The sequence below is a fragment of the Streptomyces sp. NPDC093094 genome, from assembly GCF_044754345.1.
Taxonomy (GTDB): domain Bacteria; phylum Actinomycetota; class Actinomycetes; order Streptomycetales; family Streptomycetaceae; genus Streptomyces.
Genome location: NZ_JBIVOX010000015.1, coordinates 1 through 12162 on the forward strand (window position 1 = coordinate 1; position 12162 = coordinate 12162).

10 protein-coding genes are annotated in these 12162 nt (G+C 70.4%); 2 read left to right on the forward strand and 8 right to left on the reverse strand.

Annotated elements, in window-relative coordinates; translation table 11 throughout:
* Positions 1–1160: acyl-CoA carboxylase subunit beta (locus tag ACIQGV_RS28380; RefSeq protein ID WP_402499106.1), on the forward strand; the 1160-nt coding region annotated here is incomplete at its 5' end.
* 67 nt (positions 1161–1227) lie between these two features.
* Complete coding sequence (locus ACIQGV_RS28385; RefSeq protein ID WP_402499108.1) at positions 1228–1419, forward strand: acyl-CoA carboxylase subunit epsilon; 192 nt, start codon at positions 1228–1230, stop codon at positions 1417–1419.
* Between the two features lie 160 nt (positions 1420–1579).
* Here ACIQGV_RS28385 and ACIQGV_RS28390 read toward each other — a convergent pair whose 3' ends face one another.
* The 8 genes from ACIQGV_RS28390 to ACIQGV_RS28425 form a co-directional block, all read right to left on the reverse strand.
* A complete protein-coding gene (locus tag ACIQGV_RS28390) occupies positions 1580–2161 on the reverse strand; it encodes a GTP-binding protein (RefSeq protein WP_402499111.1) in 582 nt (193 codons plus the stop codon).
* The gene (locus ACIQGV_RS28395) at positions 2142–2711 is read right to left on the reverse strand and encodes a DUF742 domain-containing protein (protein WP_402499113.1); all 570 of its coding nucleotides are present in this window, start codon (positions 2709–2711) and stop codon (positions 2142–2144) included. The genes ACIQGV_RS28390 and ACIQGV_RS28395 overlap by 20 nt, the downstream gene beginning before the upstream one ends.
* 94 nt (positions 2712–2805) lie before the next feature.
* Positions 2806–3219 carry a roadblock/LC7 domain-containing protein gene (locus tag ACIQGV_RS28400; protein WP_190151225.1) on the reverse strand — a complete coding sequence of 138 codons (414 nt, stop codon included), beginning with the start codon at positions 3217–3219 and terminating at the stop codon, positions 2806–2808.
* A 10-nt stretch (positions 3220–3229) separates the two neighbouring features.
* The gene (locus ACIQGV_RS28405) at positions 3230–6499 is read right to left on the reverse strand and encodes a nitrate- and nitrite sensing domain-containing protein (RefSeq protein WP_402499116.1); all 3270 of its coding nucleotides are present in this window, start codon (positions 6497–6499) and stop codon (positions 3230–3232) included.
* Positions 6500–6874: 375 nt separating this feature from the next.
* Positions 6875–7465 (reverse strand): ATP/GTP-binding protein, encoded by a 591-nt coding sequence (locus ACIQGV_RS28410; RefSeq protein ID WP_386378097.1) that lies wholly within the window; start codon positions 7463–7465, stop codon positions 6875–6877.
* Positions 7446–7844: a DUF742 domain-containing protein gene (locus tag ACIQGV_RS28415; RefSeq protein ID WP_399652334.1), complete on the reverse strand. Its 399-nt coding sequence runs from the start codon at positions 7842–7844 to the stop codon at positions 7446–7448. Before ACIQGV_RS28415 ends, ACIQGV_RS28410 begins: the two co-directional genes overlap by 20 nt.
* Before the next feature lie 113 nt (positions 7845–7957).
* Positions 7958–8371: a roadblock/LC7 domain-containing protein gene (locus tag ACIQGV_RS28420; RefSeq protein WP_003973453.1), complete on the reverse strand. Its 414-nt coding sequence runs from the start codon at positions 8369–8371 to the stop codon at positions 7958–7960.
* A 9-nt stretch (positions 8372–8380) separates the two neighbouring features.
* Positions 8381–12016, reverse strand: coding sequence for a nitrate- and nitrite sensing domain-containing protein (locus ACIQGV_RS28425; RefSeq protein WP_402499120.1), 3636 nt, complete (start codon positions 12014–12016; stop codon positions 8381–8383).
* Positions 12017–12162: the final 146 nt, after the last annotated feature.

Genomic DNA, 12162 nt, shown 5'->3' on the forward strand with positions numbered 1-12162 from the left:
CCGGCGCCCGGATCCAGGAGGGCGTCAGCGCGCTGGCCGGCTACGGCGGCATCTTCCAGCGCAACACCAGGGCCTCGGGCGTGATCCCGCAGATCAGCGTGATGCTCGGCCCGTGCGCGGGCGGCGCCGCCTACAGCCCGGCGCTGACGGACTTCGTGTTCATGGTCCGTGAGACCTCGCAGATGTTCATCACCGGCCCGGACGTGGTCAAGGCCGTCACCGGTGAGGAGATCACCCAGAACGGGCTGGGCGGTGCGGACGTGCACGCCGAGACCTCCGGTGTGTGCCACTTCGCCTACGACGACGAGGAGACGTGCATCGCGGAGGTGCGCTACCTGCTGTCGCTGCTGCCGCAGAACAACCGCGAGAACCCGCCGCGCGTGGAGGCGTCCGACGCCACCGACCGCCGCAGCGACGTCCTCCTCGACCTCGTCCCGGCCGACGGCAACCGGCCCTACGACATGACGAAGGTGATCGAGGAGATCGTCGACGACGGCGAGTACCTCGAGGTCCACGAGCGCTGGGCCCGCAACATCATCTGCGCCCTCGCCCGCCTCGACGGCCAGGTCGTCGGCATCATCGCCAACCAGCCGCAGTCCCTCGCGGGCGTCCTCGACATCGAGGCCAGCGAGAAGGCCGCACGGTTCGTGACCATGTGCGACGCCTTCAACATCCCGATCGTCACTCTCCTGGACGTACCCGGCTTCCTGCCCGGCGTCGACCAGGAGCACGGTGGAATCATCCGGCACGGGGCCAAACTCCTCTACGCCTACTGCAACGCCACCGTGCCGCGGATCTCCCTGATCCTGCGCAAGGCGTACGGAGGTGCCTACATCGTCATGGACAGCCAGTCCATCGGGGCGGACCTCACCTACGCCTGGCCGACCAACGAGATCGCCGTGATGGGCGCCGAGGGCGCCGCCAACGTCATCTTCCGGCGGCAGATCGCCGAGGCCGAGGACCCCGAGGCCATGCGGCAGAAGATGGTCAAGGAGTACAAGGCCGAGCTGATGCACCCGTACTACGCGGCCGAGCGCGGCCTCGTGGACGACGTCATCGACCCGGCCGAGACCCGCGAGGTGCTCATCCGCTCGCTGGCGATGCTCCAGTCCAAGCACGCCGACCTGCCCTCCCGCAAGCACGGCAACCCCCCGCAGTAACCCGGCGGACCCGCGCCGCAACCTGGCCGATCCCCTGCGGAAACCTCATCCACGGAGACTGACAGCCATGAACCTCCCCGACATCCGCGTCGAGAAGGGCCACGCCGCGCCCGAGGAGGTCGCCGCCATCACGGCGATCCTCCTGGCCCGCGCGGCCGCCCAGCCGTCCACCACCCCGGCCCACCGCGGCCGCGCCAGGGCCGGCTGGCGCCGTCTGGAGCGCGAGCCCGGCTTCAGGGCGCCGCACAGCTGGCGCTGAGCCGCAGACGTACGAAGAAGGCCCCTCTCCGCCGGAGAGGGGCCTTCTTCGTCTCGTACGCCCTCGAAGGAGCGAGGGGAACCGCACGACAAGCCACAACGCTGCCGCAGACGGCGAACAGGCCGTCGACGGCAGCGCTATGGCCGGTCAGCTGCGCCGGCTACCGCAGGCGGGCCATGAGGGCGTGCTCGACCAGCGTGATCAGCGCGGACTTGGCATCCGCGCGGTGGCGGGCGTCGGTCGTGATGATCGGGGTGTCCGGGCCGATCTGGAGGGCCTCGCGGACCTCCTCCGGGTTGTAAGGCTGATTGCCGTCGAACCCGTTGAGGGCGATGACGAAGGGGAGACCCGAGTTCTCGAAGTAGTCGACGGCCGGGAAGCAGTCGGCGAGACGGCGGGTGTCGACCAGCACGATGGCGCCGATGGCGCCGCGGACCAGGTCGTCCCACATGAACCAGAAGCGGTCCTGACCGGGCGTACCGAAGAGGTACAGGATCAGGTCCTGGTCGAGGGTGATACGGCCGAAGTCCATGGCGACCGTGGTGGTCTTCTTGTCCCCGGTGTGGGTGAGGTCGTCGATGCCCGCCGATGCGGACGTCATGACGGCCTCTGTGCGCAGCGGGTTGATCTCCGAGACGGCGCCGACGAACGTGGTCTTGCCCACGCCGAAGCCGCCCGCCACCACGATCTTCGCGGAGGTGGTGGAGCGGGAAGGACCGCCGCTAGAGCTTGCGAAGTCCACTGAGCACCCTTTCGAGCAGTGTCACGTCTGGCTGGCCGCCGGCGTTCTCGGCGCCGCCGGGCTGATGGATGGCGACCAGGCCCGCCTCCGCCAAGTCGGCGACGAGGATCCTGGCCACGCCTAGGGGGATCGTGAGCAGGGCCGAGATCTCGGCCACGGACTTGATCTCCCGGCACAGATTGCAGATCCGCTGATGCTCGGGCAGCTGGCCCTGCATCTGGTGCGGAGCCGCGGTGGTGTGCACCAGTGCCTCGATGGCGAGCTGGTACCGCGGCCTGGTGCGCCCGCCCGTCATGGCGTACGGGCGCACCAAGGGGTTGTTCGACGCCCCGGCGGGCGCCGGCTCAGGGGCGCGTCGCTGCGGCTGCACCGGCTGGATGCGCGGTGAGTGAGGCTGGTCGTACGGCGAAGGGCCGGGGCCCTGCGGAGCGTACGGCTGCCGGTGACCCGGCGCGGAGGGGAAGTCGTACCGGTTCTGGGAACCGTCGCCATGACCCTGGGCAGGGTCGTACGACCAGTTACCCGATGAACCGCCTGGGGGTGTTGCCACTTTCTCCTCCTCCGACTGTGCCGGGCACCCATCCATGTGGAGCCGCGTCCCGAAACCTTACGGTCTCGGGAGGCTGGAACGCACCGTCCGTCTGTCAGTTGAGCAGGCTTCCCTGAAGCTCCGCACGCAGATCGGGCGTCAGGACGCTGCCCGCACGGTCCACGAGAAGGGCCATCTCGTACCCGATGAGGCCGATGTCCGCTTCCGGGTGGGCGAGCACCGCGAGCGACGAACCGTCGGAGATGGACATGAGGAAGAGGAATCCCCGCTCCATCTCCACAACCGTCTGGTTCACGCTGCCGCCCTCGAAGATGCGCGAGGCACCGGCGGTCAGCGAGGTCAGACCGGAGGCGACGGCCGCGAGCTGATCGGCACGGTCGCGGGGGAAGCCTTCGGACATCGCCAGAAGGAGTCCGTCGGCGGAGACCACCACCGTGTGGGACACCCCGGGGGTGTTGTCCACAAAGTTGGTGATCAACCAGTTCAGGTTCTGCGCCGCCTGGCTCATCGGGCTCACACTAACGCTCCTGGTTGTAGGTGCTGTCAGGACCGAAGCCCTGGCCGTTCGTTTCACTTCCTGCGCTGCGTCCCCGCTGGACACCCCGGCGCAGGTTGCTCAGCCTGCCCCTGACGTCCTCGGGGGCGCGGGAGACCTGTGGGCCGCCCTGCGGGGTCGATTCCGCGGTGCCTTCGACCAGGTTGGCCTTGGGCACCCGCCTCGGCAGGCCGGAGGGGGTGACCCCGCCCGCCTTGGGCTTCTTCAGCTGCGCCGCCTGCTGCCAGCGCTCGTCGTTCGCCGAGCGCCAGCCGCTGTCACCGTTGCTCTCCGGCGCGGACGCCGGCGCCTCACGGTTCGCGGACCGCGTGCCGTTCGCACCGGCTCCGGCGGCCCCGCGACGGGGGAGACCGGTGTCGGTGGCCCCACGGCGGGGGAGACCGGTGTCGGCGGCTCCGGTGGACCCGGCGCCTCCGGTGGACCCGCGGCGCGGCAGACCGGAATCGGTCAGCGCGTGCCCGGCGGAAGCAGGGTCCGGACGGTCGAAGCCTACGCGGTCCCGCTCACTCGCGTCAGCGGCCCGCGTGGATTCCGCTTGTGGAGCGTACTGGTCCGGGTAGCCGTTCTGGTAACCGTCCTGCTGCGGCCAGTCTGCCTGGTAGGACTGCTCCTCGTAGCCGGAGAAGCCGTCCGCGGCACCGGCCGGAACCGTTCCGCGGGCATCCTGACCCGACTCCGCATAGTCCGGCTCGGGGTAGCCGCCGGAGGACGAGAAGCCCTCGTCCTGCTGCATTCCGCCGTTCGGTGCGTAGTACTGGTCGTCGTACGCCGTCTGCTGCTGCTCGTCGTACGTCGTCCGCTGGGCATAGGCGTCGGACTCGTCCGGGTAACCGCCCTGGCCGTCGTCGTACGCCTGGCCACCGAACTCGTCGTACGCCTCGGTGGACTGCTGCTCCGGCTGCCCGTGGGTCTGGGCCTCCAGCGCGGCACGGCGGTCCCCGCGCATCAGGGAGCGGCCCACCGGGTCCAGCTCACGGATGTCGTCGGGCACCTCGTAGCGGCTGTCGTCGAAGCCGAGCTCCGCGGCCGTACGCATCTGCTGCGGCTGGTTGAAGTCCTCACCCTGGAAGGACTGCTGCGGCATCATCTGCGAGACGGTGAACTCGTCGCGGCCCGCAGGCTCGCCACCGCCACCGTGCGTGATCGCGTCCGGCAGCATGACCAGCGAGGTCGTTCCGGCCTGCTCGCCCGAGGGGCGCAGCTGGACACGGATGCCGTGCCGGTCGGACAGCCGGCCGACCACGAACAGGCCCATGCGCTGGGAGATCGCGGCGTCCACGGTCGGCGGGTTGGCCAGCTTGTGGTTGATGTCCGCGAAGTCCTCGGCGGTGAGGCCGATGCCCTTGTCGTGGATCTCGACCATCACGCGGCCGTCGGGAAGACGGGTCGCGGTGACGCGGACCTTGGTCTGCGGCGAGGAGAACGTGGTGGCGTTCTCCAGCAGCTCGGCCAGCAGGTGCACGAGGTCGGTCACGGCACGGCCGTGGATGTCGGCCTCCGGCACACCGGACAGCTCGATGCGCTCGTACTGCTCCACCTCGGAGGAGGCGGCGCGCAGCACGTCGACCAGCGGGACCGGCTGGTCCCAGCGGCGGCCGGGCTCCTCGCCGGCGAGGACCAGGAGGTTCTCGCCGTTGCGGCGCATACGCGTGGCCAGGTGGTCCAGGCGGAAGAGGTTCTCCAGCTGGTCCGGGTCGGCCTCGTTGTTCTCCAGGTCGGTGATCAGGGTCAGCTGGCCCTCGATCAGCGACTGGTTGCGGCGCGACAGGTTGGTGAAGATCGCGTTGATGTTGCCCCGCAGCAGAGCCTGCTCGGCGGCGAGCCGGACAGCCTCGCGGTGGACCTGGTCGAAGGCGCGGGCGACCTCGCCGATCTCGTCCGTGGTGGTGATCGGGATCGGCGCGACCCGGGTGTCGACCCGGCCGGGGTCGGTACGGGACAGCTGGTCGACCAGCATCGGCAGACGCTGCTCGGCGATGCCGAAGGCGGCGTTGCGCAGCTGGCGCATCGAGCGGCTCATCTGGCGGGCGACCATGCCGGCCAGGATGAACGCGGCGAGCAGGGCCACCACGACGATGCCGCCGGTGATGAACGTGTCCTGCTTGGCGTCGTCGGCGATGCTGGCGGCCTCGTCCACCGCCTTGTTCACCAGTTCGCTCTCGACCGTGTTGTAGCCCTGGTACTTCGCCGTGGAGGCGCCCATCCAGGTCGTGACGCTGACGCCCTTCTGGGCCAGCTCCTCGGCGCTGAAGGCGCCGGAGGCGATGCCCTGGAGCATGCGGTCGGCGGCGGGCATGGCGGAGTAGGCGCCGCCCTGCGTGGAGGAGGTCTGGCCGGCGTCGACCGCGGTGCCCTTGTCACCGACGGAGTCGCGCTGCTCGGCCATGACCTCGTCGAGCCGGTCGACGTCGGACTGCGTGGCGCCGGAGACGAACTCGTTGACCGCGATGCCCTCGAGGTAGCGGTACGAGACCAGGGACACCCGCTGCTGGGTGGCGACGGTGTCCTTCTCGCTCGGGCGCAGCAGCAGGTGCGTGCCGATCGAGCGCTGGAGCGAGGCGGCCGCCTTGGCGAGCGAGAGGGCGTACACGGTACGGCCGTAGCTCGTGACGTTGCCGGTGCCCAGGCTCAGCTCGTTGGCGAACTCCATCAGACCGTGCTGGACGGCGACGTAGCCCTCCTCGGTCTTCACCGGGTCCATCGCCTCGGTGTAGGCCGTCTTGCGCAGGCCGTCGAGCTTGCTCTCGTTGGTCTGGAACAGCTCCAGGCGGCGCTTGAGAGACGCCGTGTCCGGCATGTTCTCGGTGGCCTGGTCGAACTCTTCCTTCGCCGCGTCGGTGGCGGCCCGCAGCTTCTCGACGTCGTCCGTGGTGCCCTTGCCGGCCAGCAGGTCGGGGGCGCTGAGGTCGCGCTCGTCGAGCAGGGCCTGGCTGTAGACGTCGGCGGCGCGCACCAGGAGCGCCACGTTCTCGGCGTCCTCGGCCTCCTGCCAGGTGTCGATCGAGCTCTTCACCTGGAAGCCGCCCATGACGAGGCCGACCAGCGCGGGTATGAGCAGGATCGCGTTCAGCCGGGTCGGCACCCGCCAGTTGCGCGGGGACAACCGGCCGCCGCTCTCGACGGGGGCCGCGACGGGCTCCGAGCCGGGTACGGGGGCGGGAGCCGCTCCGCGTGGGGGCGGCGTGAAGTTGCCCCGGGCAGGCGGCTCGGGGCCGTTCTTGCTTCGCCTCACTCGACCAACAACCTCTCGGCGGTCGGCACCTTCGTCGTGCCGCAGTGTCTCAGAGCCCGGTTTGTCATCGACCATGAAGTACGTCTTTGACTATTGGGCAGTTCAGGCATTCCAGCACGTCAACCAGTGCAGTTCCAAACATGGGAATGCGGTGGAGCTCGATCTTGTAAGCCCCAGATAAAACGGTCATAAAGAGCGAGCCCCGCCAAAAGACGGGGCTTTCGTGCGCGCAGCGAGACGACCCGACCGCGACGCGTGGCGGCACCACCGGATTCCTCTGCCGAAACGTTATGAACACCGGAGCCGGCCGTGTCAAAGGACACAGCCGGCTCCGGAACGTCTACGGCAACTGCCGTACGGCGGCGCCTTTTTGATCTACCTCAGGCGGGCCATGAGGGCGTGCTCGACCAGCGTGATCAGCGCGGACTTGGCATCCGCGCGGTGCCGCGCGTCGGTCGTGATGATCGGGGTGTCCGGGCCGATCTGGAGGGCCTCGCGGACCTCCTCCGGGTTGTACGGCTGGTGGCCGTCGAACCCGTTGAGCGCCACCACGAACGGCAGCCCGCTGTTCTCGAAGTAGTCGACGGCCGGGAAGCAGTCGGCGAGACGGCGGGTGTCGACCAGGACGACGGCGCCGATGGCACCGCGGACCAGGTCGTCCCACATGAACCAGAAGCGGTCCTGACCGGGCGTACCGAAGAGGTACAGGATCAGGTCCTGGTCGAGGGTGATACGGCCGAAGTCCATGGCGACCGTGGTGGTCGTCTTGTCCCCGGTGTGGGTGAGGTCGTCGATGCCCGCGGACGCGGACGTCATGACGGCCTCCGTGCGCAGCGGGTTGATCTCCGAGACGGCGCCGACGAACGTGGTCTTGCCCACGCCGAAGCCGCCAGCCACCACGATCTTCGCGGAAGTGGTGGACCGTCCGGTGGAGACCGGCCCGGCGCTAGAGCTTGCGAAGTCCACTGAGCACCCTTTCGAGCAGTGTCACATCCGGCGCACCGGTGGTTTCGTCGCCACCCGGCTGATGGATGGCGACCAGGCCGGCCTCGGCGAGGTCGGCCACGAGGATCCTGGCCACGCCGAGCGGCATGGACAGCAGCGCCGAGACCTCCGCGACCGACTTCACCTCACGGCACAGGTGGCAGATGCGCTGGTGCTCCGGGAGGAGCCCCATGAGCGCTGCCGGGTCGGCCGTGGTGCTGATCAGCGCCTCGATCGCGAGCTGGTAACGCGGCCGGGTCCGGCCGCCGGTCATCGCGTAAGGCCTAACCAGCGGCTGGTCGCCCTCATCCCCGTACGGATCATCTGCGTACGGATCATGAGAGGCGGTGGGCGGGGTCATGAATCCTCCGGGCGGGACAGCAAGTCTCGGTCGGTCGTGCCGTCTGAGCAGGGCCGGTGGGGGGATTGTGTCGGCCGAACGATGATTTGGTGAGGCGGGTGGATCCGAGCGGATCAGTGAAGCAGACTTCCCTGTAGCTCGGCGCGCAGGTCGGGCGTGAGCACCGCACCCGCGCGGTCGACGAGGAGCGCCATCTCGTAGCCCACCAGACCGATGTCGCACTCGGGGTGCGCGAGCACGGCGAGCGACGAGCCGTCCGAGACGGACATGAGGAAGAGGAATCCCCGCTCCATCTCGACGACGGTCTGTGCCACGTTGCCGCCCTCGAAGATCCGGGAGGCCCCGGCCGTGAGGGAGGTCAGCCCGGACGCGACCGCCGCCAGCTGGTCGGCGCGATCCCGCGGGAACCCCTCCGACATGGCCAGGAGGAGGCCGTCGGCGGACACGACGACGGTGTGGGACACCCCGGGGGTGTTGTCCACGAAATTGGTGATCAACCAGTTGAGGTTCTGTGCCGCCTGGCTCATCTGGCTCAACTAACGCTCCTGCTGGTGAGAGGGGCTGGGGAAACTGCCGGTCTGACCGTTGCCGTTGCCGGCCTGGCGACCTTGTGCGATGCCCCTGCGGAGATTGGTCAGCCGCCCGCGCACGTCGTCAGGCGCACGCGAGACCTGCGGACCGGTGTGGTGCTGTTGCTGCTGAGCCGTTCCCGGGACGAGGTTCGCCCGGGGAACCCGCTTCGGCAGGCCGGAGGTGGTGATGCCACCTGCGGCCGGCTGCCGGACACGCTCTGCCTGCCGGACGAGGTCGTCGTTCGGCGAGCTGCGCCAGGCGGTGGCGGCGGGACGCTGCGGAGCCGGAGGCTGCTGCGACTGCTGCGGGGCGGCCGGGGCCGACGGGGCCGGGGCCGCACCTCCTTCACCCTGACGTTCCTGGCGGAACCAGTTGGTCTCCAGGGTGTCGTACAGCGGTGTACGGCCGTCGCCCGGCGTGGGGGCCGGCGGCAGGGCCTCCGGCTCGGTACGGGCGGGCCGCTGCGGCCGCTGCGAGGCGGCGGGACGCTGGGCACCGCCCTGCTGGGGCCGCTCGAACTGGCCCGTGGAGCCGTTGCCGTAGCCCTGGGGGGTCTGGGGGACCGGGAACTGGCCCGTGGAGCCGTTCTGGTAGCCCTGCGGGGCCGCGTACTGGCCCGTGGAGCCGTTGTCGTAGCCCTGCACGGCCGGGAACTGGCCCGTGGTCGCCGGGTTCTGCTGGTTCTGCTGGCCGTAGGCGTCCGGGCGGGCGTACTGGCCGGTGTCCTGCGGGCCGTTCGCACCCGGGCGGGAGTAGTCCGAGGGAGCCGCGGGCAGGCCCTGGCGCTCGTCGTACCTCGGGATCTCGGCGGTGGCGCCGGGACCCTGCTCCTCGACGCGCGGCAGGCGGCCGGTGCGGTCGAGCTCGGGCTCCTCGTGGCCGCGCGGGGCGTCCAGCGAGGCGCGGGAGACCTGCGGCTGCGCGTTGTCGTCGCTCCAGGCGGGCCGCTGCTGCGGCGAACCGCCGGGCAGCTCGGCCCGGGCCCCGCCCTGCGGCGGCAGCTGGGGACGGCGACGGCCGCGCGGGCCGCCCTGCTCGGCGTTGGCGTCGGCGCGCTGTCCGGGCACCGGGCCGCGGGGACCGCCGAAGGCGTCCTGGCCCTGGGCCGGAGCGGCGGGCTGACGGCCCTGCCCGGCGGAGGGCGCCTGCCCGAAGGCGGACGGGGCCGGGGCCTGACGGCCCTGCTGGCCGCCCGGACCCTGCTGGGCCGGAGGGGTCTGTGCGGAGTGACCCTGCTGTCCGCGCCCGCCGGCGGGCGCGGCCGGACGGCCGTTGTCACGGCCGGGCAGCGCGGCGCGCGGCCCCTGGCCGCCACCGAGCAGACCACCGCCCGCGGAGGCACCGGCGCCGAGGGCACCGCCGTTCTGGCGCCGGGCCGCGGCAGCGCCGGCGGCGGCCTGAGCCGCGGCCGGACCGCCGTTGCCCGCGCCCTGGCCGGGCTTGGGCTGGGGCTTCTTGCCGCCCTGGGCGACATCGACGGGCAGCATGACCAGTGCGGTCGTACCACCGGAGTCGGACGGACGCAGCTGGATGCGGATGCCGTGCCGCTGCGACAGACGACCGACCACGAAGAGGCCCATGCGGCGGGAGACGGAGACGTCCACGGTGGGCGGCGCGGCGAGCCGCTCGTTGATCGCGGCGAGGTCCTCGGGGGACAGACCGATACCGGTGTCGTGGATCTCGATCAGCACGCGGCCGTCGGGCAGCGCGTGACCGGTGACCTTGACCTTGGTCTGCGGCGAGGAGAACGAGGTCGCGTTCTCCAGCAGCTCGGCGAGCAGGTGCACGAGGTCGTTGACGACGCGGCCGGCGACCTGGGTCGTCGGCACCGAGGCCAGCTCGATGCGCTCGTACTGCTCCACCTCGGACGCGGCGGCACGCAGGACGTCGACCAGCGGGACCGGGCGGGTCCAGCGGCGGCCGGGCTCTTCACCCGCGAGGACCAGGAGGTTCTCACCGTTACGGCGCATACGCGTCGCGAGGTGGTCGAGCTTGAACAGCGAGGCCAGCTGGTCGGGGTCGGCCTCGCGGGACTCCAGTTCGGAGATCAGCGACAGCTGGCGCTGGATCAGACCCTGGGAACGACGCGAGAGGTTGGTGAACATCGCGTTGACGTTGCCTCGCAGAAGGGCCTGCTCGGCGGCGAGGCGGACCGCCTCGCGGTGCACGTCGTCGAAGGCCGCGGCCACCTGGCCGATCTCGTCCCGGGAGTGCACACCGACCGACTCCACGGACGTGTCGACGTCCTGCGGGTCGGACTCGGACAGCTGCTTGACCAGCTCGGGCAGCCGGTCCTGGGCGACCTTGGTGGCGGTCTCCTGGAGGCGGCGCAGCGAGCGGATCATGGAGCGGGCCACGACGAAGGCGCCGACGAGGGACACACCGAGCACCAGCAGGATCAGCGCACCGGAGATGATCGCTTCCTGCTCGGACTCGCTGCGCAGCTCACGGGCCTTCTGCTCCATGTCGTCGAGCAGCGAGGTCTCGATCTTGCGCATCTGCTCGAGCTTCGCCGAGCTGTCGTCCACCCAGTCCAGGTAGGAGCGGCGGCCCAGGCCGTCGAGGCCGTCGGCGGTGTCGAAGGCACGGCCGGCGTAGATGTCGGCGTCCTTGATGGTCGCGTTGCCCTCTTCGATGGGCTTGAGCAGCTCGGCGGCGCTCTCGTCGCCGTAGATGCTGCGGAAGCTCGCGAGCTCGGACTCCTCGCTCTCCAGCGCCGACTGGGCGTAGAGGCGGTCGTTCTCGGAGAGGTCACCGCTGGTCTTGGTGTTCGCGGGGAGCGCGGCGGCCAGGACGGCCCGCTGGATCGACGCGTACTCCTTGGCGGAGGAGAAGGCCGCCAGCGTACGCGTCCGCTGGATCATCTCCGGGTTGCTGGTGGCCTCCGCCATGTCCTGGGAGAGGTCGAGCAGGTGGGTGATCAGACGGTGGTACGCCTCCACGGTCTGGGTGGAGTTGTCCTCGCTCTGGTACGCCTTCGAGCGGACCTTGGCGACGTTGCCGAGCTCGCCGACGAGACCGACGAGGGTGTCGCGGACACCTTCGAGGTTGCCGTCCTTGGCGGCGGCGTCGATCTCCTCCGAGGCGTCGACGAAGTTGTCCATGGCCCGGTCCGTCTTGGTCCGGTAGCCCTTGATCGTGAGGTCGTTCGCGGTGGAGTTGTGCGCGAGCGGACCGGCCGACTTGTCGCGCTCCTCCTGGAGGGCCTGCGCGAGCTCGGTGGCCTGCTTGGTCATGTCCGTCAGCAGCCGCATGTTGTCGAGCTGCTGCATGTCGTCCATCGACTGGTTGATGCGCAGGGCACCCAGCGTGGTCGCGGCGACCACGGGGAGCGCCAGCAGCGACACCAGTCGGGTGGAGATGCGCCAGTTGCGCATCGCTATTCGCGGACCGGGGCCGGTCGGTGCCTGTGTCCGCTTCACCGCCTGCGCGGGCTCGGCCGGCGGTGCGGATGCACCGGAGCGCCCGGCGGCGTCGGACGGAGTCGGGCCCTGGCTCTGGGCGTGCTGGGGCGAGGAGCTGACGGCCTTAGGGCCCGTCCCGCCATGCGTCTCCGGCTCCGCCGAAGCGCTGCCATCCCTCTTGAAACGTCCCTGCACTAGCGTCGCAACCTCTGGACCAGGCGCTCCTCCGAACGAACGGAAGAACGGTGTCGGCATCGTGGGGAACGCCCTGAATACGTTCCCGGATGGTCGTGATGAACCGGCGCTGCTTCCCCCTTCTCGCCCCCGCGCGGCGCTGAGTG

Bases quoted from the DNA above. Each gene is read 5' to 3' on its own strand.
- ACIQGV_RS28385 (WP_402499108.1), top strand. From the start codon at position 1,228: ATGAACCTCCCCGACATCCGCGTCGAGAAGGGCCACGCCGCGCCCGAG.
- ACIQGV_RS28400 (WP_190151225.1), bottom strand. From the start codon at position 3,219: ATGAGCCAGGCGGCGCAGAACCTGAACTGGTTGATCACCAACTTTGTG.
- ACIQGV_RS28415 (WP_399652334.1), bottom strand. From the start codon at position 7,844: ATGACCCCGCCCACCGCCTCTCATGATCCGTACGCAGATGATCCGTAC.
- ACIQGV_RS28420 (WP_003973453.1), bottom strand. From the start codon at position 8,371: ATGAGCCAGGCGGCACAGAACCTCAACTGGTTGATCACCAATTTCGTG.